The organism is Streptomyces sp. NPDC049970 (genome assembly GCF_040660235.1).
Classification (GTDB): domain Bacteria; phylum Actinomycetota; class Actinomycetes; order Streptomycetales; family Streptomycetaceae; genus Streptomyces.
On sequence record NZ_JBFALP010000004.1, the window covers coordinates 28320 to 53504 of the forward strand.

Below are 25185 nucleotides of genomic sequence, written 5' to 3' on the forward strand. Positions count from 1 at the left end.
CCTTTCTGCGGAGTGTGGCCACGGACGCGGCCAAACATCCAGTGTGCAGCATCGGGCGGCGGGGCGGTCTGTGTACGAGCGCCCGCGCCTGATCGATATCGCCGTTGGTGACCGACTGGGAACCCTCCGTGGTTAGGATTGTCCCGGCGCTTCGGGCGCGAGGGTGATCCAGGAAGGTGTCCCGCGTATGACCGGTCGGTCCGTGTCCCAGGATCCACAGTCCGGCGAGGAGTTCTACGGCGCGGAGCTCCGGCGCAGAAGAGAGTCCGCCGGGCTGACGCAGGCGGACGTGGGGTCATCCTGAGCGAGGGCGTCATGAGGTGTGCGGTCGGAGGGCCCGACGTGATGGCTGAACAGCTCCGGCATCTCGCCGCCCTGGGGCGTTCGGGCCGGGTGCTGGTCCAAGTGCTCCCGCACGGCGTCGGTGCGCACGCGACCATGAACAGCATGGTCTGCCTGATGCGCTTCGCGGACGCGCCCGATCTCGCCTACGTGGAGGGCCTTTACACCGGGGCGCTCACCGACGATCCGCCGCTTGTCCGCAGATACCGCGACGCATGCGATCTGGCACGGGCCGCCGCGCTGCCACCTGTCGCGTCCCTGGACCTGCTGGAATCAGTGGCGGAGAACTACAGCCATGCGTGTACACCGGATCTCTGACGCCTCCACGCTGACCAGTTGGCGCAAGTCGAAGTCACAGCGGCGGCGACAACGGCAGCTGCCTGGAGGTGGCCGAGGGGCACGTCGGCATCGTGCCCGTGCGTGACAGCAAGTCCCCGTCCGGCCCGGCGCTCGTGTTCTCGGCCTCGGCCTGGTCCGTCTTCGTCGGGGTGGTCGCGGGCCGCTGACCTCGCGGCAGCCCGCTCGCCGCCGGACCGGTCAGATCTCCGCGTCGCGTACCAGGAGTGCGATCTGTACCCGGTTCTCGACCGCCAGCTTGGCGAACAGGCTGCCTGTGTGCGCCTTGACGGTCGCGACGCTGATGCGCAGCCTCCTGGCGATCTCCGGGTTCCCCAGTCCGTCCGCGATGGCCTGGGCGGTTTCCCGCTCCCGGTCGGTCAGTCCGGACAGCTGTTTCCGCGCGGCTTCGCGGGTCGAGTCGCGGGCGTGGGAGGACTGCGGGCCGGTGGCCGCGGCGATGACCCGTGCCGTGGCCGCCGGGGACAGTACGGGGTTGCCGTTCGCGACGGTCCGCAGCGCGTCGAGGATCTGGCGCGGCTGGGTGTCCTTGAGCACGAACCCGAGTGCTCCGGCGCGCAGGGCGCCGAGCACCAGGTCGTCGGAGTCGAACGTGGTCAGCATGAGCACTCCGGGCGGATCCGGACGGGTGAGGAGCTCCCGGGTCGTGCTGAGGCCGTCACGGCCGGGCATCCGTACGTCCATGAGCACGACGTCCGGACGCTGCTCGTCCACCACGGTGATCGCGGCGTCACCGTCGGCGGCTTCCGCGACGACGTTCAGGTCGGGTTCGCCGTCGATGACGAGCCGCAGTGCCATCCGTACCAACTGGTCGTCGTCAACGATGACGACACGCACCGGCTCTCGCTCGCTGTCCACTCATGTTCCCTTTCCGTGGGCGGGGTTGGGCCAGGGTAGTTGTGCGGTGAGGACGTATCCGCCGTCCGGTTCGGGGTGATGGCTGAGACTTCCGCCGGCGAGGCCCACGCGTTCGTTGAGGCCGAGCAGGCCGAATCCGGATGCGGGGGGCCGTGCGGTCCTCGTGGCGGCCGGGGAGTTGCGGACGCCGACGCCGAGCCGGTCGCCCGCCGTCCCTTCGAGGGTGATGTGCACGTGTGACCCCGGGGCGTGTTTGGCGGCGTTGGTCAGGCCTTCCTGGACGACCCGGTAGCAGGTTCGTCCGACGACGTCGGACGGTGATCCCGTCACGGCGGTGGTGAGCGTGACGTCCAGTCCTGACGCGCGGGCGTCGGCCACCAGGTCGGGGATCCGGTCGAGCGAGGGCTGCGGTGGTTCGGGGTGGCCCGGGTCGGCCCTGAGTACTCCGAGGACGTCCCGTAGCTCTTCCAGGGCCTGGCGCGAGCCCTCGGCGATGCCCCGCACCAGCACCTGGTTCTCCTCGGCCCTGAGGTCGCCGCGGTGGTCCAGCACTCCGGCCTGCATGGCGACCAGGGAGATCCGGTGCGCGAGCACGTCGTGCATCTCGCGGGCGATCCGGTTGCGTTCCATGACCCGTGCCTGCGCGGCTCGTGCGGTCTGCTCCCGTTCCGCGCTCTCGGCCCGCTCCCGCAGGGACCGCACTTCGACACGTCGTGCGCCGACGGCCGCGCCCACGGCCACCGCGATGCCGGCGGTCAGCGCGGGGAAGGCCAGCTGGAGCCACAGCGAGCCGGGCGGGCTCTCGACCGGATAGAGCCTCGCGGCGAACTGTGAAGCGGTCACGTAGGCCAGCACGACGACCCCGATCTCCACGGGGCGGCGACGGGCGGAGATCGAGCCCAGTGCCAGGAGCGCGGCGCCGATGGCGAGCGCCGACACGGTCGAGGCGACCGCGACCGTCACCGCGACGAGGAGCGGGAGCCGTCGCCGCCACAGAAGCGCCGTCAGGCAACCGAGAGCCACCAGCGGATCACCGACGAGGAACCAGGAACCCGTCTCGACGCCCTGGCTCCGCAGCAGCACACCGGTGGAGAGCCAGACCGGTACGCCCACTGCCGCGGCCGCCGTCAGCCGCCAGGTCTGCTGCCACCACCCGAGCCGTGGCGCGAGGTCCGTGTTCACCTGGCCATTATCGCGAAACCGTGCCGCCGGCGAGTCGGACCGAGGGCTGATGCGCCCTGGACCGGAGTCGAACCACCGCTCCGCCCGTGGTCGAAGACGGGTCTAGCCGCCGGGCCGATGTGCCGGACGTGCCGGGCGGACAGACTCGTCCACATGTCGGGCAGTTCCTGACCACCGGACACCGCCCGCCGAAGGACCTCGCCTGCGCGGCGGAACCCAAGGAGTGGAGGAGGGGGAGACATGCTCCGGATGTGGCGGCACCATCGGGCTCTGCAACGGGTCGAGCCCGGGGACGGGCGAGCGCTGAAACCGTTCCGATGGTGGCAGATGACCTTCCGCGCGCTCACCTATCTCCGGCTGACGCGTGAGGACGGCCGGCAGACGGTGTACGCCGTCGACGTCAGGCACTGGCAGAACCAGTCGTCCGGCCAGGTGAAGGCGCACCTGTACCTCGACGGCAGGCAGCACGCCCGGTCCAGGCTGCCTGCGGTCTTCCCCGTCCTGGGCGGCACCGTCGAGGTGAGGATGAGCGCCTTCGGGCTCAAGCGCTGCCACTACGTCACCGAGGGGGGAGCCGAGCACCGGCTCGTCCCCGACCCCGACTCCGCCGAAGGGCGACGCGCGCACCTCGACCGCGCACACCCCGCGCTGAGCCGCCGGATCGGCTTCCTCTCGACGATCGTGCTCGTGATCTCCCTGGCACTCCTGATCTGCCAACTCGCCGAGATCGTCACGCAGGTGGAACCCGTCGCCCAGCGCTTCGGGGCCTTCACCTCGCCCGTCGATCTGCCGGTATGGCTCAATATCGCGATCGGGGCCGGTGCCGCGACGGCGAGCATGGAGCGGGCGCTGCGGTTGCGCTACAACTGGCTGCTGGACGGCGGGGCGGGCTGAGCCACCGGGAGCCGGCCTCGGGAACCGCCGGGCCTGAGGGCGGGACAGCCCTCAGGGTGCGGTGTCCTCCGCCAGCTCGGCCACGCCCGTGATGCGGTGCAGCGGGTACGTGCGGACCTCGTCGGCGGTGTGGTCGTACGCCGTGACGAAGCCGCCCTCGACCTTGACCGGGGCGATCACGCGCTGGCTGGCCGCGCCGTCCGCGTTGACGTAGCCGATCCAGACCGCCGAGCCGGTCATCGCGGCGGCCTGCACCGTGGCCAGGGTCTCGGCGGCCGCCGTGCGGGGGAGCGAGCCGGCTGTCGACGTGTCCGGTGCGTCCCTCCGCACGGCCCTGGCGGCCGTGTCGCCGGCCCTGATCGCGCGTACCGCGGCGGTCAGCAGGGTGGTGTCCGGAACGGGAGGGCCCTCGGGTACGGGGACCGGGGGTGTGCGGGGCGGGGTGCGGCGTGCTCCGGCCCGGGTGATCAGGACGTCGCCCTCGGCGGATTCGGCGGCCGGGGCGTACCCCATCTCGCGCAGTCCTTCCAACAGTGAACCGGGGTCCACCTGTGCGGCCAGCACGGTCGGTGCGAGGCGGCGCAGCCGCAGTGGGGCGGAGCGCCTGTCGGCCAGGATCTCGTTGAGTACGGCCTCGTCGTCGCAGCGCACGTACGCCGATGCCGTCCCGATCCGGAGGTGGCCGTGCCGGCGTGCCACGTCGTCGATGAGGTAGCTCAGCGGCTGGGGCACCGGTGTGCGGCTGTGCGTGGCGAGGAAGGCGTGGAGGTCGGACGCGGCCTGGCCGGCGTCGAGTGCGCGGCGCACGGAGCCGGGGGTGAAGCGGTAGACCGTCGCGCCGCCCTTGGACTCGATGTCGGCGAGCACCGAGAGCATGTCGGCGAGCGGGCGTTCCAGCGGACCGGGGGCGACCGCCGTCAGGTCGGCCTGGAGCAGTACGTGGTCCAGGGGTTCCGGGATCAGCGGGGCGAGCACGGCGGCGGCCTCGACCGGACCCGCGTCGAGCAGTGCGCGGGCCTGGGAGGAGAGGGCCCCTCGTCCGGTGATGCCGAGGAGTTCCGCCTCGTTGGCCGTCCACAGGGCGATCCTGGACCGGAGGTCGGTGGTGTCACCGGGGGACGGCTGCCCACCCGCGGAGCCCGGCGCGGAGGACGCCGCGCCCGGCCTGGACGTCCGCAGCGGCCGTTCCCAGCGGAGTCTGGCCAGCAGGGTCTGCGGATCGGGCGCGGTGCCCGGGGGGAGCGAGGCGAAGAGGTCAAGGACCCGGTGGCGCACCTCGGGCGCGGCCGAACGGTCCAGGTCGGGCCCGAGTGTGGACAGTGCCCGGCCCTTGGCGTCCTGGCCGCCGATCAGGCCGGCGGTGCGGGTGGCGGCGAGCCAGGCGGTGGCGAGGTGGGTCCAGCGGTCCTGGGCGGCGAGGTCGAGCCACTCGTCGGCGGCGGGCGTGGGCGCGTACCGTTCGTCCGTCTCGCCGTCGGGGGCCAGGAGGCCCGCCGCGTAGGCGAGTTCGATCCAGAAGGCGGCGACCGGCTCGGAGACGTCGAGCGCGTTCGCGGCGCGCTTCAGCTCGCGCACGCTCAGGCCGCCGGCCCTGAGGATGGCGGGGCCGCCGTTGTTCCAGAGCTTCAGCAGTTCCTCGACGGTCGAGAGCGCCATGAAGCCCTGGCCGGCCGCGGCTCTGTCCACAGCCTGGGGATCGCGTTCGGCCGCGGCCACGAGCGCGGGTGCGACGGGCTCGGGTACCCGGTGCGCGCGGCCGGCCCGCAGGTGCAGCGCCGCCTCGCGCGGCAGGACCACCGTTCGCGTCGACACGGGCAGCAGGAGCCCGCGGTCGCGCAGCCACTTGACGGGCGGGGTGGGGTTCGGGGTGACCTCCCCGTACGGCGGGCCCCACACCAGCCGGTCGAGTACGGACAACGCCTGGACCGGGGCGCTGTCCAGGAGTTCGGCCATGGCCGTCCGGTCCGTGAAGAGCCCGGCCAGCGCGGCGACGGCGGACACCGGGTCGTGGGTGGCGGGCAGCCCGGCCGCGGTCAGGATCTCCTGCAGCCTGCCCGGCGACATGCCGGCCGTCGCCTCGGCGACGGTCGGTCCGAGGCCGGTGGGGGAGGGGTGCTGCGGGGACGGCGCGAGGAGTTCGCGGGCGGTGCGCACGAGGTGCAGATGGGTGTCCTCGCCCCAGACGAGGGCCTGTTCGCGCAGAGTCGTGAGGGCGGCGGGCAGTGCGGCGGTGATCGTCGCACCCGCGTCGTCCCGGCCCTCGCCGTCGCCCTCGCCGTCACCGGTGAGGAGCGCGAGCAGTGTGTCGTAGGGAGCGGGGTCCGGTGCCACCGCCAGCGCTTCCGCGGTCTGCAGCGCGAAGCGGTCGAGGTGTTCCAGCGCGCGCACGACCGAGGCGCGGGTACCGGCCCTGGTCGCCAGCTGGGTGATGTCGTTCGGCACGGGGCTCAACAGGTCGGGGCGGGCGCGCAGAAGCCCTGCCAGCGATTCGTCGCCCCGTGCGCGCAGAGCCTCGGCGAGCGTGCGCGGTGGTGTGGTCGTCCCCATCCGTCCCACGGTAGCCCCTGGAACGCTACCGTCGGGGCAGGGCGGGTGGAGGGAGAACCATCGCGTGGGGATCGAGAGCGACCAGCTTGTCTACGACTTCCTGAGCCGGGTCGGTGACCTGGCACAGCAACAACAGCTGCCGTCGGGCGACCGGATGAGACTCGTGTCGACGCTGCGGGGCGAGATCGACCGGCAGCGGGTCGAGGGCGCCGCGGACTCTCCCGCGGCGGTCCGGCGCATCCTCGGACGGCTCGGCGCACCGGACGAACTCGTCGCCTCGGCGGCCGGGTCGGGCGACGGGACGGTGCCGCTGCCGTCGCCCAGGGCGGGTGCCGGCGTGGGCGACGAGAAGCCGCGGGAGGTGCCGCGTGCGCGGCGGGGGATGCTCCGGAAAGACGCGTTCCGCAAGGGCGCGTCGCCGGCTCCCGAGGCGCCCGCACAGGAGGAGCCGGAGCCCCCGGCCGCCCCGGCGCACGGCGGGCCCGCCCCGGTCGCGCCGGTTCCGGGCTGGCCGTCCGCGGCGGCTCCGCACATGGCGGGGCTGGACCGGGCGCCGTCCGGGGGCGAGCCGGAGTGGTGGCGGATCGAACCGGGGCCGTTCGGCGAGGGCGTGCGCGCACCGGTGGCGCCGGGCACGGACGTACCGGGATTCGTGGGCGGGCTGGAGATCCCGGAGCTGTTCCGTCCGCCCGAGCCGGCCGCCCCGCCGGACCCGGACGCGCCGGTTGCGGCGAAGGCCGCGGGCACGGCGAAGGAGGGGGAGCCCGCACCGGTGGCCGCCGCCCCGGCGCCCCGGAGGAAGCTGCGGCTGCGCCGCCGGCCCGTCGTGGTGGAGGCGGACGCGGCCCGGCGGCCCCGCCTCGCGAACCCGTTGCTGCTGCTGGCCGCCGCGCTGCTGGTGGCCGGTGCCGTGCTGGGGTCGTGGCTGGCCCTCGCGGGGGGCTGGCTGCTCGCCTACAGCTCGCGCAGGATCTCGCGAGCGGAGGCCAAGTGGGTCGCGATGGGGCTGCCCGGCGTGGTGGTGGCGGGTGCCTTCGTCTGGCTGTGGGGCCGCATGGACGGCCGCTGGGGTACGCCCATCGCCGAGGGGGCGATGGGCGACGCGATGACGGACGTCTGGCCGGTGGTGGTGCGGGTGGCGGCGGTGGCGTCGGCGCTGTACCTGGTCTGGCGCGCGCGGCGGCTGCCGGGCTGACGGGCCTGCCGCGCGCCCCGCGGGGTGGTCGGCGGGGCCGCGCGGGAGGTGGCCGGTTCCCGAGGTGTACGTTCGTACGCTTCCGGTGTAGCGTCGCCCGTATGCCGACGGACTACTTCGCCAACGATCCGCGCACCAACCTCGAGCGCATGCGTGCGGGTGACCTCTACGTCGCCGACGACCCGGACATCGCCCGGGAGCAGCAGCGGGCCATGCGGCTGGCGGCCCGCTACCAGGCCGCCTACACCGAGGACGCCGACGCGGCCCGTACGGTCCTGGCCGAGCTGCTGGGCTCCCTGGGCGAGGGCGTCGACCTGCGACCGCCACTCCTCGTCGACTACGGCAGCAACATCCACATCGGGGCCCGCACCTTCGTCAACTACCACCTCACCGCGCTGGACGTCGCCCGCATCACCATCGGTGAGGACTGCCAGATCGGGCCCGGCGTGCAGCTGCTGACCCCCACCCACCCGGTGGAGCCGCAGCCCCGCCGGGACAAGCTGGAGGCCGCGCTGCCCATCACCATCGGCGACAACGTCTGGCTGGGCGGCGGAGTCATCGTGTGCCCCGGTGTGAGCATCGGGGACAACTCCGTCATCGGCGCCGGGGCCGTGGTCACCAGGGACATCCCGGCCGACGTCGTCGCGGTGGGCAACCCCGCCCGTGTCGTCCGCGCCGTCTGACCGCCCGTGGCCACCGGACGCGCGGACCCTCAGCGCCGCGAGCGCATCCTCGCGGCGACCCTCGACCACATCGCGGAGGAGGGGGTCGTCGGTGTCTCCCACCGCAGGATCGCCGTCCGCGCGGATGTGCCGCTGGGCTCGATGACGTACCACTTCAGCGGCATCGACGACCTGCTGCGCGAGGCGTTCACCCGCTTCGCCGACCACATCGTTGCCGTGTTCGAGGCGCGTCTCGGCGGGGCCGGCACCCCCGAGCAGGCCAGGGAGGCCGTCACGGACCTGATCCACGTGCTCTCCGAAGGGCCCCGCCGGGACCTCGTCCTCACCCAGGAGCTCTACACGCTGGCGGCGCGGCGCGACGAGTACCGCGAGCTCACCCACGCGTGGATGAACCGCAGCCGACGGCTGCTGGAGCGGCACTTCGACCCGGACACCGCGCGGCAGCTGGACGCGCTGATCGAGGGCCTGGCCCTGCACCGCTCCCTGGACACCGAGCCGCAGAGCCGTGAGCTGACGGCGCTGGCGGTACGACGGATGACGTCCGGCGTCTGAGGCCCCGCCGTGTGAGCGGCGCGCACGGACCGGAGCACCGGCGGCGTACGTCCCCGGAACCGCCTGTGGGGCGCGGACCTGACACCGCGCCCCACAGGCTCCGCCCGCCTCAGGACGACGCGCCCCACCGGTTCCGCCCCCTCACGACGCCGGGCAGGACCGCACGCCCGGGGCGGTCGGCACAATGGGTGCCATGCCCACACACACCCTGACGGTCGGCTTCGACCTCGACATGACGCTCATCGACTCACGGCCCGGGATCAAGGCCGCCTACGAGGCACTGGCCGCCGAGACGGGTGTGCACATCGACACCGACCTGGTCGTCAGCCGGCTGGGCCCGCCCCTCGAGGACGAGATGGCCAACTGGTTCACGGCCGACGCGATCGCCTCGGCCTGCGACCGCTACCGCGCGATCTACCCGGACCGGGCGATCACCCCGACCACGGCGATGCCCGGCGCCCGCGAGGCGGTCGAGGCCGTCCGGGCGCTCGGCGGGCGGGCGATGGTCGTCACCGCCAAGTACGAGCCGAACGCCAAGCTCCACCTCGCCCACCTCGGCATCGCCGCGGACATGTTGATCGGCGGGCTCTGGGCGGAGGGCAAGGCGGAGGCGCTCCTGGAGCACGGAGCCGGGATATACGTCGGCGACCACACGGGGGACGTACGAGGGGCCCACGCCGCGGACGCGCTGTCGGTGGGTGTCCCGACCGGCCCGTGCGACGAGGCGGAACTGCGGGCGGCGGGCGCGGACGTGATCCTGCCGGACCTCACCGCGTTCCCCGACTGGCTGCGGACCTTCGCTGCGGCCTGAGCCCTCCGGCCGCCCGGTCGGGCACTCCGGAGGGCTCAGGCGTACGAGCGCCTGATTCTCGCCATTGTCCGGCGCGGCCGGCCCACGCCCTCAGGGACCTCGACGGCGCACGCGGGGGCGCCCCGTCACCTCGCGGCGGCGCGCTTCGGGGAGTTCTTCCACACGGACCGCACCACCCCCGCGGCCGCGATCAGGAAGCCCAGCCCCATCAGCATGCACACCGCGTAGGCGATGGACGGGAACGGTTCGGTGCCCAGGAAGAGCGGGGCCACGGTGACCAGCGTGGCCAGCGCGCCGATGAAGAAGACGATCGCGCCGACCTGTACGAGCCGGTCGCCTGCGCCGGAAGGAGTAGTACTCACCCGGCCAGGGTAGTTCCCAGCTCGGCGGAACCGTTCGGCGACGCCTTGTGGCGGCCCTCGGGCCACTAGCCTTGGACATGGCGGGTCACGGACCCGCTGTACAGCTATCCGGAGCCGTTTCGCGGCTCTCCCGCGCACCGACGAGTACGAGGACGAGGACAGACGTGCCCACGGGTAAGGTCAAATGGTTCAATTCGGAAAAGGGCTTCGGTTTTCTCTCGCGTGACGACGGCGCCGACGTCTTCGTCCACTCCTCCGTGCTCCCCGACGGCGTCGAGGCCCTCAAGCCCGGTCAGCGCGTCGAATTCGGCGTGGTCGCGGGCCAGCGCGGCGACCAGGCCCTCTCCGTGGTGATCCTCGATCCGACCCCGTCCGTCGCCGCCGCGCAGCGGCGCAGCCCCGACGAACTCGCCTCCATCGTGCAGGACCTGACGACGGTCCTGGAGAACATCACGCCGATGCTGGAGCGGGGCCGCTACCCGGACAAGGCCGCGGGCGCGAAGATCGCGGGTCTGCTGCGGGCGGTCGCCGACCAGCTCGACGTCTGACGGATGGACGAACGGCCGGCCGGGCCGCCCGGCCCGGCCCCCGCCGTCAGCGGGCGGTGAACGCCAGCGCGTCCGGGGCCAGCGCGGGTACGAGCCCTTCGGCCGCCGCGCGGGTCAGCAGGCCGCGGATCGCCGCGTAGCCGTTCTCGCCGAGGTCGGCGGTGAACTCGTTGACGTACAGGCCGATGTGCTGGTCGGCCACGGCCGGGTCCATCTCCTGGGCGTGCTCCAGGACGTACGGGCGCGACCGCGCCGGATCGTCCCAGGCCATCCGCACCGAGGTGCGGACCGACTCCGCCAGCCGGTTCAGGGTCTCCTCCCCGAGCGAGCGCTTGGCGATGATCGCGCCGAGCGGGATCGGCAGGCCCGTGGTGTGCTCCCAGTGCTCGCCCATGTCGGCGAGGCTGTGCAGGCCGTAGTTCCGGTAGGTGAAGCGGGCCTCGTGGATGACGAGCCCGGCGTCCACCCGGCCGTCGCGCACCGCGGGCATGATCTCGTCGAACGGCATGACGACGATCTCGCCCACGCCGCCCGGGACGACCTCGGCCGCCCAGAGCCGGAACAGCAGGTACGCGGTGGAGCGCTCGCTCGGCACGGCGACGGTCTTCCCCGTCAGGTCCGCGCCCGGCTCCTTCGTCAGGACGAGCGGCCCGCAGCCCCGGCCCAGGGCCCCGCCGCACGGCAGCAGCGCGTACTCGTCGAGTACCCAGGGCAGGACGGCGTAGGACACCTTCAGCACGTCGAACTCGCCGCGCTCGGCCATGCCGTTGGTGAGGTCGATGTCGGCGAAGGTGACGTCGAGGGCGGGCGCGCCGGGGACCCGTCCGTGCGCCCAGGCGTCGAAGACGAAGGTGTCGTTCGGACACGGCGAGAAGGCGATGCGCAACGCGGGCGTCGGTGCGCCGTCGGGGCCGGTCGCGGGGTCAGTCACGGTGTCGGTCATGCCGGGTCCAACTTTCCAGTACGGGGGCGGTCTTCCCGAACGCCTCGGTGAGCGCAGCCAGGGCGTCGCCGATGCGCCAGGCCTCGCGGTCGCGCGGCCCCACGGCGTTCGACACGGCGCGGAGTTCGAGCGCCGGCACCCCGGGCCGGGCGGCTGCCTCGGCCACGCCGAACCCCTCCATCGCCTCGGCGACGGCCCCGGGCCAGGCGGCCAGCAGGGCCGAGGTGCGGGCCGTGCTGCCGGTGACGGTGGAGACGGTGAGGACGGGGCCGGGTGTCGCGCCGGTGGCCGTCGCCACGTCGCGTACGAGGTTCTCGGGCGGGACGAAGGTGTCCCTGCCGAAGCCGAGACCGGTGACGGGCACGAAGCCGTCCGGGGTCTCGGCGCCCAGGTCCGCGGCGACGATCCGGGTCGCCACGACCAGGCTGCCGACGGGTGCCACGGGCGCGAAACCGCCGCCGATACCTGCCGAGACGACGAGTCCGTAGGGCTCCGTGGCGGGAGCACCGGCGAGGGCGAAGGCGGTGGCCGCCGCGGCGGCGGCCGGGCCCGCGCCGCCCGCGACGACGTCGAACGGTCCGGCGCGGTGCAGCTCCGCGCCCGGCACCTCGCGTATGTGCCGAGCTCCGCCGAAAGCACGCGTGACCGCGTCCCGTTCGGCCGGGACGGCGGTCACGACAAGCACCTGCACGGCGGTGGTCCTCGGGGTCAGGGGGTCAGGAGGTCTTCTTGAGCTCGAAGTGCCAGACGCCCGTGAGCTTCTGACCCTTGGTCTCGACGATGCTGACCTGGGTCTTGTCCGCAGTGGTCTCGCCGGTCTGACTGGCGAAGAAGGCGCTGCCCGGGATGGAGCGGTAGGTCTTCTTGTACGGCTCCTGCTCGGCCTGCTGGCCGTTGATGAACAGGCTCCAGCCGTGGTCCGCGATCTCGGGGTCGACGCCGAAGCGGACCTTGTCGTCCATCGCGACCTTGACGGACTTCTCCGCCTTCTTGTTGAGGCAGCCCTGGATCTGGGACTCCTTGAGGGCGTTGCCGTCGTTGTAGCAGGCGGCCTCGGTGCTCACCGAGTCGCTGCCGACCGTCACGGTGACGAGGGGCGTCGGCTTGTCGCAGGCGGACAGGACAAGGAGTCCCGCGGACACGGCACCGAGGGCGACGCCGATTCGACGGCCCTTACCGGAGAAGAACGCAACGGTCATGCGCCGAAGGTTATCGGTCGGCGCCGCTCACGCCACGCGGGGGTGCGGTGAGCCGCGCCGCGCGGCCCCCAGGAGCCCCCGGACGGAGGCGGCGGCACCGAGGGCGAGCAGCCCGGCGGCGACGGACATGCCGAGTACGCCGTTGAGGGGGAGGGCGATGCCGATCGCACCGCCGACCACCCAGGACATCTGGAGCAGCGTCTCCGACTTCGCGAACGCCGACGTGCGTACCTCCTCCGGTACGTCGCGCTGGATCATCGCGTCCAGGGACAGCTTCGACAGCGCCTGGGTGAAACCGGCGACCGCGGCGAGCGCGGCGACCATCACCGTGCTGAAGAACACCGCGGCGAGCACCGCGACCCCGAGGGCGAGCCCCAGCACCGTCGCGACGATCACCTCGGGGCCGCGGGCCCTGAGCCACGACCCCACGGCCGTGCCGCACGCGTTGCCGGTGCCGGCCGCGACGCCGACGATGCCGAGGGAGACGGCGGCGCTCTCCCCGGCGAGCGGCTGCTCGCGCAGCAGGAAGGCCAGGAAGAAGATGAGGAAACCGGAGAGCGCGCGGTGCGCGGCGTTCGCCTGGAGCCCGTGCAGGACCGACGGCCCGACGGACCGCAGCCCCGGCGGCTTCTCCCGGCCGTTCCTGCCGGTCCTCGTGCTGCCGGTCCCGAGGCCCTTCCCCCCGGTGCGGCTCCTCCTGGTGTCGCGCGCCGGATCCTGGCGGGCCTGGTCCTCGTGCGGGAGCACGAGGCGGGCCCTGCGCTCGCCCTTCGCGGAGTCGACCTTGCGGGGAAGGGTGAAGGCGAGGACGGTTCCGCCGAGGAAGATCACGCAGGCCCCGTACAGCGGCCACGCGGATCCGACGGCCTGTAGCCCCGCCCCGATCGGGGCGGCGACCCCGGTCGCCAGCAGCCCGGCCAGGGTGACCCGCGAATTGGCCTTGACCAGGGAGAAGCGGGGTGGCAGGAGCCGGGGCACGACGGCGCTGCGGACCACGCCGTACGCCTTGGAGCACACCAGGACGCCGAGAGCCGCCGGGTAGAGCTCGAGCCCGCCCGTGGCCACCGCGCCCGACATCGTGATCGCGAGCACGGCGCGGGCGAACATCGCGCCGGCCATCGCGGCACGGCGTCCGTGCGGCAGCCGGTCCAGGAGCGGGCCGATCACCGGGGCGAGGAGCGTGAAGGGGGCCATGGTGACGGCGAGGTAGAGGGCGACGCGCCCGCGTGCCTCGTCCGTCGGCACGGAGAAGAAGACCGTGGAGGCGAGCGCGACGGTGATCATGACGTCGCCCGCGCCGTTGACCGCGTGCAGTTCGATCAGCTTGCCGAGACCGGACTCGCCCGCCCCGTGCGCGTGGGTCGCCTTCCGGATTCCGCGCGCGGTGCCGGTGAACGGGGCGCGCAGGGCATGGCCCATCGCCCGGCCCACCCTGCGGAGCGGGCCGGATCCTTCGGACGACCTGGCGGCGGCCACGTGGTCATAGTGCCCCACCCCCCGCTGCCACGAACCCATGATCGGGCCGGTCCGCGGCCGCGGACCCTCCGTCGGGTGAGTCGTCCCGGCCCGGTGAATCACCGTGGAATGGCCGGGACGCGTCACCGTTCCCCCGCGGATTCCGACCGATCCGGCCACGGTTCCGGGGCCGATCCCGAACGGTTACGGTCCTGTTTGGGGCGGGCAGGTGGGCGCGGGGCGGCAGAGAGGGTAGCGTGCACTCACGCGCCACCGGCGGTTGTTCTTGGCCGCGCGCCTCTCCGCGATCCCGCAGAATGGGTGGCAGAAGGCGCGCCCGAGGCAGGCACAACGGGTGTGGACGTCGACGCGGCCCCCAGGTCCGCTCCGCCCACAACTGTCATGGCCGAAATCGGACATCGATGGAGTCGCTGGCGCGCTCGTGAGACGGCGTATGGAGAGAAGCGAGACCTGTGAGTGCTGCGACGACGAGAAGCCGTACGGCCCGTAACCCCGCCCCCGACCGTCTGTGCGCCGAGGCGGTAGACCTCGCCCGTGCGGCGGCGGAGGAAGCCGCCGCGCCCGGAGTGGTGGGTGAGCACGTGGCACTCGTCCCCGAAGGGGACCGTGTGGTCACCCACTACTTCGAGGCCAAGGAGCCCGGCTACCGGGGCTGGCGCTGGGCGGTGACGGTCGCCAGGGCCTCCCGCGCCAAGAACGTCACCCTTGACGAAACGGTGCTGCTCCCCGGCTCCGACGCGCTCCTCGCTCCCGAGTGGGTGCCCTGGAGCGAGCGGCTGCGGCCCGGTGACATGGGGCCCGGCGACCTCCTGCCCACGGAGGCGGAGGACCCGCGCCTGGAACCCGGCTGGACGGGCGAGGACGAGCCCCTGCCGAACTCCCCGGTCTCCGAGGTCTCCCAGGAGCTCGCCGCCCTGGTCGACGTCGAGGACGCCGAGCTGACGGCGCGGCCCGGGACGAGCCGGGGATCGATCGCCGCGGTCGCCGACGAGCTCGGCACGCGCCGTGCGCGGGTGCTGTCCCGGTACGGCCTGGGGTTGGCAGCGGACCGTTGGGACGAGGAGTTCGGCGCCAGGACGCCCATGGCGCAGGCGGCGCCTGCGTCGTGCGTCACATGTGCCTTCCTGGTGCCGATGGCGGGCTCCCTGAAGCAGGCCTTCGGGGTGTGCGCGAACGAGTTCGCCCCTGCGGACGGCCGGGTCGTCTCCCTGTCGTACGGCTGCGGGGGCCACTCCGAGGCGGCGGTCCCGAAGCCCGCGAAGCCGGCGCCGCACGCGATGGACACCATGCGGATGGACGACTACTCCCTGCGGCCCTCCGACGACTCCGGCTCGGTGCCGGTCGGGCCGGACGGCGCCACCGAGGACCTGGGCCACTCCTGACGTACGCGCACACCGCGGGGTCCGGCACCGTGCCGGACCCGCGCGTCGCGCTGCCCCGAACGGGCGGGCTCCGGAGCGGATCCGGGACGAAGCCCTGGCCAGGGGCACGGGCGATCACGGGCTTCCCGGTCGCGGTACCTTCGGGCGCACACTTGGCGTCACGGGTCACCGGAAGAGCGGAGTACGAGCGTGGGCATGAATGCGACCGAGGGGGCCGATCCGTTCGGGACGGCGCGACTGCGGCGCGGCGTGCTCGACGCCTGGGGCGCCGGTCCCGCCCGTTTCCGTGAGGACGCCAACGCCGAGGAGGACCTCGCCCTCGGCGGCTACCGCGACCGGCTCGTGGTCGAGCTGGCCCAGAACGCCGCCGACGCCGCCGCCCGCGCGGGCGTCCCCGGCCGGTTCCGGCTCACCCTGCACGCGGCGTCCGGTGACAGCCCCGCCGTGCTGGCCGCCGCCAACACGGGAGCGCCCCTGGACGCGACCGGCGTCGAGTCGCTGAGCACGCTGCGGGCGTCCGCCAAGCGCGAGGGCCACGAGTCGGCCGTCGGCCGCTTCGGGGTCGGCTTCGCCGCCGTGCTGGCCGTCAGCGACGAGCCCGCCGTCGTCGGGCGGCACGGCGGGGTCCGCTGGTCCCTCGCGGAGGCCCGCGACCTCGCACGGCAGGCCGCGGTCGGCAGTCCGGGCCTCGGTGACGAACTGCGCCGCCGCGACGGACACGTCCCCCTGCTCCGGCTTCCGCTGCCCGCCGAGGGCACCGCCCCCGACGGTTACGACACCGTCGTCGTCCTCCCGCTCCGCGACGGAGTCGCCGAGGACCTGGTGGGCAGGCTGCTCGACGGCGTGGACGACGCGCTGCTGCTGACGCTCCCCGGCCTCGACGAGGTCTCCGTCGAGACCTCCGCCGGTGTACGGACGCTGACCCGCTCGCAGCACGGCCCGTACACGCACGTCGACGACTCCGCGCACGGGCTGCACCGCTGGCGCACCGTCGCCGCGGACGGCCCCGTGGAGCCCGCGCTGCTCGCCGACCGGCCCGTGGAGGAACGGCTGCGTCCGCACTGGTCCGTGACCTGGGCCGTGCCGGTGGACGAGGCCGGGGCTCCGCAGCATCCCCGTACGGCGCCCGTCGTGCACGCGCCGACGCCCACCGACGAGCCCCTCGGCGTGCCCGCGCTGCTGATCGCCTCGCTGCCGCTCGACACCACCCGACGGCACCCCGCGCCCGGCCCGCTGACCGACTTCCTGGTGGAGCGGGCGGCCGACGCGTACGCGGATCTGCTCGCCGGCTGGGAGCCCGTGTCCGTGGCCACCATCTCGCTGGTGCCGGGTGTGCTCGGCAAGGGGCGGTTGGACGGTGCGCTGCGCGCGGCGATCCTGGAGCGGCTGCCCCGGGTCGCGTTCCTGGAGCCCGCCGCGCCCCGCGACCCCGCCGAGGCGGCGGGCGAGTGGGACGACTGGGAGGGCTCCGGAACCCCGCGCCGGGACACGACCGCGCTGCGGCCGGTCGAGGCCGAGGTGGTCGAGGGGGTGGGCGAGTCGACCGTACGGGTCCTCGCCGAGGTCCTGCCCTGCCTGCTGCCCGCCGGGCTGGAGCGCCGCACGGAGCTCCGCGCGCTCGGCGTCGCCCGGGTCCCGCTGACCGAGGCGATCGACCGGCTGGCCGGCCTGGAGCGTGCCCCCGAGTGGTGGCGGCGGCTGTACGACAGCCTGGCCGGGGTCGATCCCGACCGGCTCTCCGGCCTGCCCGTGCCCCTCGCGGGCTCCGCCGACGCGCCCCGCACCACCATCGGCCCCCGCCAGGTACTCCTGCCGCTGCCCGACGCGCTGACCGCGCCGGTCCTCGGCCGACTGGCCCGGCTGGGGCTGAAGGTGGCCCATCCGGACGCCGCCCACCCGTTGCTGGAGAAGCTGGGTGCCCTGCCCGCGACGCCGCGTGCCGTCCTGACGACCCCGCAGGTGCGGGCCGCCGTGGCGGGTTCGCTGGACGCGGGCGAGATCTGGGACGAGGACGCCCTGGACGGGGACGAACTCGCCGAGACCGTCCTCACGCTCGTGCGGGACGCGGACCTCGCCCCCGGCGACGAGCCCTGGCTGGGTGCGCTCGCTCTGCCCGACGAGGACGGCGAACCCGCGCCGGCCGGTGAACTCGTGCTGCCGGACAGCCCGTTCGCCCAGGTGATGCGCGAGGGCGAACTCGCCCTGTGCGACGCGGAACTGGCCGGGCGCTGGGGCGAGCAGCCGCTGACCGCCTGCGGCGTGCTGGCCACCTTCGCCCTCGTGCGCGCCGCCGACGTGGTCCTGGACCCGGACGAACTGGAGCCCCGCGACAGCGACTTCGCCGAGTCCGACGACGCCGGACTGCTCGACGCGGTCGACGTGTGGTGCGAGGACGTCCTGGACCAGCTCCCGGACACCCCGGTGCCCCCGGTCGCCACCGAACTCGTCGCCGTACGCGACCTGGACCTCGTCGACGACGACGCCTGGCCCCAGGCGCTGGCGATGCTCGCCCGGCCTCCGCTGCGCGACGCGCTGACCCAGCCGGTACGGGTGCTGCTGCCGGACGGCACCACGCAGTCGGTGCGGCCGTACACCGCGTGGTGGCTGCGCGACCACCCCGTGCTCGACGGCCGCCGCCCGGCGGGGCTGCGCGCGGCGGGCGGCGATCCGCGTCTGGCGGGTCTCTACGACCCGGCCGACGCGACGGGCTTCGACGACGCGCAGGTGCTGCGCGCCCTCGGCGTCCGGACGTCGGTGGCCGCGCTCCTGGACGAGCCGGGCGGCGCGGCGGAGCTGCTCGGCCGGCTCGCGGACGAGGAGCGGCCGGTCGGTCCCGTACAGCTGCACTCGCTGTACACGGCGCTCGCCGAACTGGACCCCGAACAGGTCACACTGCCCGACGAGTTGCGGGCCGTCGTGGACGACGAGGTGCGGGTGGTCGACGCCGCGGACGCCGTGATCGCGGACGCCCCCGACGTGCTGCCGCTGGCCGGCGCACTTCCGCTCCTGCCGGTCGCCCCGGCGCGTGCGGCCGAGCTGGCGGAGCTGCTCCAGGTGCGGCGGCTCGGCGAGAGCGTCGAGGCCGGTGTGACGACGGAGGGCGAGGAGCACCAGGTGCCCGACTCCGTGCGGATCCTGCTCGGCGCGGGGACCCCTGACAGCTACGTCGAGCACGGTGAGCTGCGGGCCGGGGGCGTCGAGCTGGACTGGCGGCGCACTCCGGACGGTGTGGTCCACGCCTCCACCCTGGAGGGCGTGGCGGCAGGTCTGGCCTGGGCGGCCGGCCAGTGGCCGCGCCGCTTCGAGGTGGCGGCACTGCTGGAGGACCCGTCGCGCACGGAGGAGCTGGCGCGGGACCGCTGGTTCGACTGACTCAAGTGATCTTCACAATAAATACATGATATGGGCACAACCTTTCACGGGGGTGGGCTGTCTGGTCTGTCGAGTCATCAGACTCACAGACCACATGGGGACCGTCGGCCGCAGGACTCGCCACGGCCCCCCTTCTCCACTTGGGGAACACATGCGTATTCGTGCCACTGTCGCCGCTGTTTCCGGCGCCCTGGCTCTGTCCGCCCTCGCCGTTCCGGCGGCGCAGGCGGGCGACCGGGCTGTTCCGAGCCTGGACAAGTCCACTGCGGCCGAGGTGTTCGGCGTCGGGGCCAAGGCCCCGCGCGCGACGTCCCGCGCCGCTGTGGCGACCCCCGTGATCTCGAAGGTCGTCATCAACGGAGGCAAGGACATCGTCCTCGGGACGACGGCCTCGAAGAAGATCACCGTCGCTGTCACCGCCTCGCACCCGTCGGGCATCACCGACGGATACATCGACCTGTGGCACGGCTCGGACGTCGAGACCGATGTCGACGGGTGGGTGATGCCGAACGAGGACGCGGCGTCCTGCACCAACTCCAGTGCCACCACGGCCACCTGCAAGATGACGATCACGATCGTCCCCGGCTACGACCTCTACAAGAACGCGCTGGCGGGTACCTGGCACGTCACCGCCGGAGCGCTCGCCGGCGACCAGACCTCTGTCGCGTGGAACGACTACCAGTCCACGGCCCGGGTCCAGCGCCTCTCCAAGGTGACCGTCAACGCCGCACCCGAGCCCGTGAAGAAGGGCAAGACCCTCACGGTCACCGGCAAGCTGTCGCGCGCCAACTGGGAGGCCGGCACGTACAACGGCTACGCCGGTCAGCCCGTCAAGCTGCAGTTCCGCAAGAAGACCAGCAGCACTTACACCACCGTCAAGACGATCAAGTCGAGCAGCACCGGTGTGCTGAAGACCACCGCCAAGGCGTCGGTCGACGGCTACTGGCGCTACAGCTTCGCCGGTACGTCCACCACCCCGACCGTCACGGCCGCGGGTGACTTCGTCGACGTGAAGTAGTTCCTGAAGTGGTGACCGAGGGGTGACACCCTCGCGGATCTACGCGGGGAAGCGGCGGCCGACCAGCCTCCAGGCCAGTTCCAGGACGGCCGCCGCGACCGCCGCGATCCCCACCGCGGCCCACGGCATGGTCGTCCCCACCAGCTTCAGCGCGAAGAAGTCCTGGAGCCACGGCACCATCAGGACCACCAGGAAGCACAGCCCCATCGTCGCGACCAGGGCGATACGCCACCACGTGTACGGCCGGGCGATGATCGCCAGGACCCACATGGAGACCAGGAACAGTGTCAGCGTCGCCGCGCTCGTCTCCGCGTCCAGCGCCCCCGTGCCGGCGTAGTGGTGGCGGGCCAGCAGGTACGTGACGAAGGTGGCCGCCGCCGCGATGGCCCCGGACGGGACCGCGTACCGCATGACTCGGCGTACGAAGTGCGGCCTGGCCCGCTCCTTGTTGGGGGCGAGGGCCAGGAAGAACGCCGGGACCCCGATCGTGAGCGTGGAGAGCAGCGTCAGGTGGCGCGGCAGGAACGGGTACTCCACCTGGAAGCAGACCACCAGGATCGCCAGCAGCACCGAGTAGACGGTCTTCGTCAGGAACAGGGTCGCGACCCGGGTGATGTTGCCGATGACCCGGCGCCCCTCGGCCACCACCGAGGGAAGCGTGGCGAAGCTGTTGTCGAGCAGCACGATCTGGGCCACCGCGCGCGTCGCCTCGGAGCCGGAACCCATCGAGACCCCGATGTCGGCGTCCTTCAGCGCGAGTACGTCGTTGACGCCGTCGCCCGTCATCGCGACCGTGTGCCCGCGTGACTGCAGGGCCGCGACCATGTCCCGCTTCTGCTGCGGGGTGACCCGGCCGAAGACCGCGTTCCGCTCGATCTCCGTCGCCATGTCGTCGCGGTCCCCGGGCAGCCGCCGGGCGTCGAGGGTGTGTTCGGCGCCCGGCATCCCGAGCTTCTGGGCGACCGCGCCCACGGAGACCGCGTTGTCACCTGAGATGACCTTCGCGGCGACGTCCTGGTCGGCGAAGTAGGCCAGGGTCTCCCCGGCGTCCGGTCGCAGCCGCTGCTCCAGGACGACGAGGGCGGTGGGCACCGCCCCGGAGGCCGCGTCCGGGGCGTCCAGTTCGCCCCGTACCCGGGCGAGCAGCAGGACCCGCAGTCCCTGTTCGTTGAGGTGGCCGGTGTCGGTCAGGGCGGGGTCGTCGGGGGACAGCAGCACGTCGGGCGCGCCGAGCAGCCAGGCGGACGCGTCGCCGTCGCCCTCGGTGAAGGCCGCCCCGCTGTACTTGCGGGCCGAGGAGAAGGGCATCGCCTGTGTGACGCCCCAGCCCTGGCCGTCCGGGTAGGCGTCGATGATGGCTTGGAGGCTGGCGTTGGGTCGCGGGTCGGAACCGCCCAGGGCGGCCAGCACGCGGTGGACGTACTCCTCGTCGGAGCCGTTCAGCGGGCGGACCTCGGTGACGTCCATGCCGCCCTCGGTGAGGGTGCCGGTCTTGTCCAGGCAGACCACGTCGACGCGGGCCAGGCCCTCGATCGCGGGCAGTTCCTGCACGAGGCACTGCTTGCGGCCCAGCCGGATGACGCCGATCGCGAAGGCGACCGAGGTGAGGAGGACCAGGCCCTCGGGGATCATGGGGACGATGCCGCCGACGGTGCGGGCCACCGAGTCCTTGAAGTTGTTGTCCTTGACGACCAGTTGGCTGATGATCAGCCCGATCGCCGTCGGGACCATCATCCACGTGACGTACTTGAGGATCGTGCTGATGCCGCTCCGCAGCTCCGACTGCACGAGCGTGAAGCGGGAGGCCTCCTCGGCGAGTTGTGCGGCGTACGCCTCGCGTCCGACCTTGGTGGCGGTGAACGCACCGCCACCGGCGACGACGAAGCTGCCGGACATCACGGCGTCGCCGGGCCGCTTGGTCACGGGGTCCGCCTCGCCGGTCAGGAGCGACTCGTCGATCTCCAGGCTGTCGGCCTCGGCCACCGTGCCGTCGACGACGACCTTGTCGCCGGGGCCGAGTTCGACCAGGTCGCCGAGGACGATCTCCGAGACGGAGACCTCGGCGGACACGCCGTCGCGCCGCACGGCCGGTTTCGCCTCGCCGACCACCGCGAGGCTGTCCAGGGTCTTCTTGGCACGCCATTCCTGGACGATGCCGATCCCCGTGTTCGCGATGATCACGAAGCCGAAGAGGCTGTCCTGGATCGGCGCGACGAACAGCATGATCACCCAGAGCACGCCGATGATCAGGTTGAACCGGGTGAGGACGTTGGCGCGGACGATCTCGGCGACGGAGCGGGACGAGCGGACCGGTACGTCGTTGACCTCGCCCCGGGCGACCCGTTCGGCCACCTCGGCCGTGGTCAGCCCGCCCGGTGGAGCGGGCGCCGGGGAGGTCGGTAGGGGGTCCGGCTTCTCACCGGGGGAGTCGAGTGCCCGCTGCGTCATGATTCCGACCGTACGGGCGGGAGGCAGGATTCACCCGCCGGGCGTCGGAAGATCCGACCCGGGGAGGACCGGAATGGTCCCCTGGTCGTACGCCGAGGTCAGCGGGCGTGCCGGTGCATGGGGGACGGGCTCGGGGGTGGCGTCAGGGGCGCGCGGTGTCCGTGCCGGGGCGCTCGGCGGAGGCGGGGGCCGGGGCGGTGCCGCGGGCCGCGCCCGGGGTGGGGCCGGAGGCGTCGTCGGCGCCGGGAGCCGCGTCGGAGCCGGCCCGCGCGGCGGCCCGCCTGAGCGCGGCGTCGCGTCCCCGGACGTACCAGATGCCGATCAGGCCCAGTCCCGCGCCGGCCAGGCAGACCCAGATCCACCAGGCGTGTCCGCGGTCGTCGAACCATCCGTAGAAGGGGACCTGCACGAGGAAGAGCACGAACCAGAGGATCGTGCCGCCGACGACGGTGGAGACGACGGGACCCTCCAGGGGCTCGGGCGCCTCGTGCTTCGGTGTCCACTTCTCCATACGGCCAGTCTAGCCGGGGGTACGGAGGGTGCGGCGGGCCAGTCGGGCCAAGGGTCTACGCGCGGAGATAGCGATCTTCCACTTATGTATTCATACTGAATCTGCTTGCGGGTGACTCGAATTATTCGTGTGAACATCCAAAAATGACTGCTTTCACCCCTTCTTCCCTTCCCCCGATGCACGACTGAAGGTCATACATGTCCTCCTCGGCCACCGCTCCGGTCGATCAGCCCCCTGCGCCCCGGCAGCCGCACGGCGTCCTTGACCGGTACTTCAAGATCTCCGAGCGGGGGTCGACGGTCGCGCGCGAGGTCCGTGGCGGGTTCGCCACGTTCTTCGCCATGGCGTACATCATCGTCCTGAACCCGATCATCCTCGGCAGCGCGAAGGACATGTACGGGCACCAGCTCGACGGTGGTCAGCTCGTCACGGCCACCGTGCTGGCGGCCGCGTTCTCCACGCTCCTGATGGGTGTCATCGGCAACGTGCCGATCGCGCTCGCCGCCGGTCTCGGCGTCAACACCGTCGTCGCCCTCCAGCTCGCCCCCCGGATGAGCTGGCCCGACGCCATGGGCATGGTCGTGCTGGCGGGCATCGTCGTGATGCTGCTGGTCGCGACCGGGCTGCGGGAGCGCGTGATGAACGCCGTGCCGCGGTCGCTCCGCAAGGGCATCGCGATCGGTATCGGCCTCTTCGTGCTGCTGGTCGGCCTGGTCGACTCGGGCTTCGTCTCCCGCATCCCGGACGCCGCCCACACCACGGTCCCGCTCCAGCTCGGCAACGACGGCCACCTCAACGGATGGCCCGTCCTGGTCTTCGTCCTCGGCACGCTCCTGACCCTCGCGCTGATCGTCCGCAAGGTGCCGGGCGCGATCCTCCTCTCCATCGTCGCCATGACGGTCGTGGCTCTGGTCATCGACGCGGTCGCGGACCTGCCGGCCGACGCCTGGGGCCTGACGGTCCCGGCGTGGCCCGGCAACCCGGTGTCGTCCCCGGACTTCGGGCTGATCGGCGAGGTCAGCCTGTTCGGCGGCTTCGGGAAGGTCGGTCTGCTGACCGGCGTCCTCTTCGTCTTCACCGTGCTGCTGTCCTGCTTCTTCGACGCGATGGGCACCATCCTCGGTGTCGGCGACGAGGCGAAGCTGATGGACAAGGACGGCAACTTCCCGGGCATCAACAAGGTCCTGCTCGTCGACGGTGTCGCGGTCGCCGCGGGCGGTGCGACCTCGTCCTCCGCCTCGACCTGCTTCGTCGAGTCCACGGCGGGCGTCGGTGAGGGAGCCCGTACGGGGCTCGCGAGCGTGGTGAGCGGGCTGCTCTTCACGGTGGCGCTGTTCCTGACGCCGCTGGCGACGATGGTCCCCTCGCAGGCGGCCACCCCGGCACTGGTCGCGGTCGGGTTCCTGATCCTGGCGGGCAACGTGCGGGACGTGGACTGGAGCGACTACACGCTCGCCATCCCGGCCTTCATGGCCATGCTGATGATGCCGTTCACGTACTCGATCACCAACGGCATCGGCATCGGCTGCATCGCCTTCAGCGTGATGCGCCTCGCCGCCGGTCGCGGCAGGGAGGTCCCGGTGGCCATGTACGTGGTGTCCGCGGTCTTCGTCTTCTACTACGCGATGCCGGCGCTCGGCCTCACGTAGGCGCGTACGGACGCCTCCACCCCTGCGGGGCGGATCTCCGTCATGTGACCCGGTCGGCCGGGTCCGCGTGACGGGGGTCCGCCCCGTAGAACTTCTCCGTCTCGTCGACCGCCGCGTGGAAGCGTTCGTCGAAGTCGTCGCGTACGAGTGTCCGGACCACGTAGTCCTGGACGGTCATGCCGCGTCTGGCGGCGTGCCGGCGGAGCCGCTCGAGCAGCTCACCGTCTATGCGCAGGCTGAGCACTGTCGATCCCATGCCAAGCAGGGTCGCGGCACGGATGGCCGTTCCGGGGTTGATTCGGGCTCATACTCACTCGTTCGGGTGATCAGTTTCTCGCGCGTGTACCACCGGGTGGTATTTAGCAGAGCTAATGAGTTACGCTAATGAACATGCCTGACCTGATCCACGACGGCGACAGTGCCGCCGCCGTGAGCTCCCTTCGCTCCGCCGTGATGCTGCTGGGCCGTCGCCTCAAGCACCAGCGAGTCGACGAGTCGCTGAGCCCCACCGAGATGTCGGTGCTCGGCACCCTCGCGCGCTGCGGATCGGCCACCCCCGGTGAGCTGGCCCGCAAGGAGCACGTGCAGCCGCCGTCGATGACCCGGATCGTCGCGCTGCTGGAAGCCAAGGGCCTGGTCAGACTGGAACCGCACCCCGATGACCGTCGGCAGAAGATGGTCAGCCGGACCGAGCAGGCGGAAGCCATGCTCGCCGAGAGCCGCTCCAAGCGGAACGCCTGGCTGGCCGACCTCGCCGAGGGCCTGGACGAGGAGGAGTGGGAGAAGCTGCGGGCCGCCGCGCCCGTGCTGGAGAAGCTCGCCCACCTCTGATCCCGGCGGGGCGCGCGCGGGTCGG

General features: G+C 72.7%; 23 protein-coding genes and 1 pseudogene. 13 read left to right on the forward strand and 11 right to left on the reverse strand.

Annotation, left to right across the window (positions count from 1 at the left end):
- Positions 1–138: 138 nt before the first annotated feature.
- Entirely contained in the window at positions 139–660 is a 522-nt protein-coding gene (locus AB0I83_RS08795) for a DUF5753 domain-containing protein (protein WP_363304120.1), read from the forward strand.
- Positions 638–848: pseudogene (locus AB0I83_RS08800) on the forward strand (DUF397 domain-containing protein). The gene AB0I83_RS08795 and the pseudogene AB0I83_RS08800 overlap by 23 nt, the downstream one beginning before the upstream one ends.
- Positions 849–879: 31 nt before the next feature.
- Here the strand turns inward: AB0I83_RS08800 and AB0I83_RS08805 are convergent.
- Both AB0I83_RS08805 and AB0I83_RS08810 read right to left on the reverse strand, forming a co-directional pair.
- A complete protein-coding gene (locus tag AB0I83_RS08805) occupies positions 880–1557 on the reverse strand; it encodes a response regulator transcription factor (RefSeq protein WP_356531442.1) in 678 nt (225 codons plus the stop codon).
- On the reverse strand, positions 1558–2739 hold the full coding sequence (locus AB0I83_RS08810) for a histidine kinase (RefSeq protein ID WP_363304121.1): 1182 nt from the start codon (positions 2737–2739) through the stop codon (positions 1558–1560).
- 240 nt (positions 2740–2979) lie between these two features.
- On the opposite strand from AB0I83_RS08810, the gene AB0I83_RS08815 reads away from it, so the two are divergent.
- The gene (locus AB0I83_RS08815) at positions 2980–3633 is read left to right on the forward strand and encodes a hypothetical protein (RefSeq protein WP_363304123.1); all 654 of its coding nucleotides are present in this window, start codon (positions 2980–2982) and stop codon (positions 3631–3633) included.
- A 51-nt stretch (positions 3634–3684) separates the two neighbouring features.
- Here AB0I83_RS08815 and AB0I83_RS08820 read toward each other — a convergent pair whose 3' ends face one another.
- Positions 3685–6180, reverse strand: coding sequence for a helicase C-terminal domain-containing protein (locus AB0I83_RS08820; RefSeq protein WP_363304124.1), 2496 nt, complete (start codon positions 6178–6180; stop codon positions 3685–3687).
- Positions 6181–6244: 64 nt separating this feature from the next.
- On the opposite strand from AB0I83_RS08820, the gene AB0I83_RS08825 reads away from it, so the two are divergent.
- The 4 genes from AB0I83_RS08825 (at position 6245) to AB0I83_RS08840 (ending at position 9421) form a co-directional block, all read left to right on the forward strand.
- Positions 6245–7375: a hypothetical protein gene (locus AB0I83_RS08825; protein WP_363304125.1), complete on the forward strand. Its 1131-nt coding sequence runs from the start codon at positions 6245–6247 to the stop codon at positions 7373–7375.
- Between the two features lie 101 nt (positions 7376–7476).
- A complete protein-coding gene (locus AB0I83_RS08830) occupies positions 7477–8058 on the forward strand; it encodes a sugar O-acetyltransferase (RefSeq protein ID WP_356531449.1) in 582 nt (193 codons plus the stop codon).
- A gap of 6 nt (positions 8059–8064) precedes the next feature.
- On the forward strand, positions 8065–8610 hold the full coding sequence (locus tag AB0I83_RS08835; RefSeq protein ID WP_356531451.1) for a TetR family transcriptional regulator: 546 nt from the start codon (positions 8065–8067) through the stop codon (positions 8608–8610).
- Positions 8611–8803: 193 nt separating this feature from the next.
- Complete coding sequence (locus tag AB0I83_RS08840) at positions 8804–9421, forward strand: HAD hydrolase-like protein (protein ID WP_363304126.1); 618 nt, start codon at positions 8804–8806, stop codon at positions 9419–9421.
- 125 nt (positions 9422–9546) lie between these two features.
- Here the strand turns inward: AB0I83_RS08840 and AB0I83_RS08845 are convergent, their stop codons facing one another.
- Positions 9547–9783: a hypothetical protein gene (locus AB0I83_RS08845; protein ID WP_356840553.1), complete on the reverse strand. Its 237-nt coding sequence runs from the start codon at positions 9781–9783 to the stop codon at positions 9547–9549.
- A 164-nt stretch (positions 9784–9947) separates the two neighbouring features.
- Between AB0I83_RS08845 and AB0I83_RS08850 the strand changes: the two genes are divergently transcribed.
- Entirely contained in the window at positions 9948–10331 is a 384-nt protein-coding gene (locus AB0I83_RS08850; protein WP_356531453.1) for a cold-shock protein, read from the forward strand.
- 46 nt (positions 10332–10377) lie between these two features.
- Here the strand turns inward: AB0I83_RS08850 and AB0I83_RS08855 are convergent, their stop codons facing one another.
- From AB0I83_RS08855 to AB0I83_RS08870, 4 genes are read right to left on the reverse strand one after another with little or no spacing between them, the layout of a single operon-like run.
- Positions 10378–11274: a 1,4-dihydroxy-6-naphthoate synthase gene (locus tag AB0I83_RS08855; RefSeq protein ID WP_356531454.1), complete on the reverse strand. Its 897-nt coding sequence runs from the start codon at positions 11272–11274 to the stop codon at positions 10378–10380.
- On the reverse strand, positions 11255–11965 hold the full coding sequence (locus AB0I83_RS08860; protein WP_363304127.1) for a futalosine hydrolase: 711 nt from the start codon (positions 11963–11965) through the stop codon (positions 11255–11257). The genes AB0I83_RS08855 and AB0I83_RS08860 overlap by 20 nt, the downstream gene beginning before the upstream one ends.
- 25 nt (positions 11966–11990) lie before the next feature.
- On the reverse strand, positions 11991–12473 hold the full coding sequence (locus AB0I83_RS08865; RefSeq protein WP_356531457.1) for a DUF2771 domain-containing protein: 483 nt from the start codon (positions 12471–12473) through the stop codon (positions 11991–11993).
- A gap of 27 nt (positions 12474–12500) precedes the next feature.
- Positions 12501–13949, reverse strand: a complete 1449-nt coding sequence (locus AB0I83_RS08870) for an MFS transporter (protein ID WP_356531458.1) — start codon at positions 13947–13949, stop codon at positions 12501–12503.
- Between the two features lie 452 nt (positions 13950–14401).
- Here AB0I83_RS08870 and AB0I83_RS08875 point away from each other — a divergent pair, with 452 nt between their 5' ends.
- From AB0I83_RS08875 to AB0I83_RS08885, 3 genes are all read left to right on the forward strand, one after another.
- On the forward strand, positions 14402–15331 hold the full coding sequence (locus AB0I83_RS08875) for a DUF3027 domain-containing protein (protein ID WP_356531460.1): 930 nt from the start codon (positions 14402–14404) through the stop codon (positions 15329–15331).
- A 195-nt stretch (positions 15332–15526) separates the two neighbouring features.
- Positions 15527–18703 carry a molecular chaperone Hsp90 gene (locus AB0I83_RS08880; protein ID WP_363304128.1) on the forward strand — a complete coding sequence of 1059 codons (3177 nt, stop codon included), beginning with the start codon at positions 15527–15529 and terminating at the stop codon, positions 18701–18703.
- Between the two features lie 151 nt (positions 18704–18854).
- A complete protein-coding gene (locus tag AB0I83_RS08885) occupies positions 18855–19721 on the forward strand; it encodes a calcium-binding protein (protein ID WP_363304129.1) in 867 nt (288 codons plus the stop codon).
- A gap of 39 nt (positions 19722–19760) precedes the next feature.
- Here the strand turns inward: AB0I83_RS08885 and AB0I83_RS08890 are convergent, their stop codons facing one another.
- Together AB0I83_RS08890 and AB0I83_RS08895 are read right to left on the reverse strand one after the other, a co-directional pair.
- A complete protein-coding gene (locus AB0I83_RS08890; RefSeq protein WP_363304131.1) occupies positions 19761–22169 on the reverse strand; it encodes an HAD-IC family P-type ATPase in 2409 nt (802 codons plus the stop codon).
- Between the two features lie 142 nt (positions 22170–22311).
- The gene (locus AB0I83_RS08895) at positions 22312–22680 is read right to left on the reverse strand and encodes a DUF2530 domain-containing protein (protein WP_363304132.1); all 369 of its coding nucleotides are present in this window, start codon (positions 22678–22680) and stop codon (positions 22312–22314) included.
- A 197-nt stretch (positions 22681–22877) separates the two neighbouring features.
- Between AB0I83_RS08895 and AB0I83_RS08900 the strand changes: the two genes are divergently transcribed.
- Positions 22878–24329 carry an NCS2 family permease gene (locus AB0I83_RS08900; RefSeq protein ID WP_363304133.1) on the forward strand — a complete coding sequence of 484 codons (1452 nt, stop codon included), beginning with the start codon at positions 22878–22880 and terminating at the stop codon, positions 24327–24329.
- Between the two features lie 40 nt (positions 24330–24369).
- Here the strand turns inward: AB0I83_RS08900 and AB0I83_RS08905 are convergent, their stop codons facing one another.
- A complete protein-coding gene (locus tag AB0I83_RS08905; RefSeq protein ID WP_356531467.1) occupies positions 24370–24585 on the reverse strand; it encodes a hypothetical protein in 216 nt (71 codons plus the stop codon).
- A 134-nt stretch (positions 24586–24719) separates the two neighbouring features.
- On the opposite strand from AB0I83_RS08905, the gene AB0I83_RS08910 reads away from it, so the two are divergent.
- Positions 24720–25160, forward strand: coding sequence for a MarR family transcriptional regulator (locus tag AB0I83_RS08910; protein WP_356531469.1), 441 nt, complete (start codon positions 24720–24722; stop codon positions 25158–25160).
- The last annotated feature ends 25 nt before the right edge of the window (positions 25161–25185 follow it).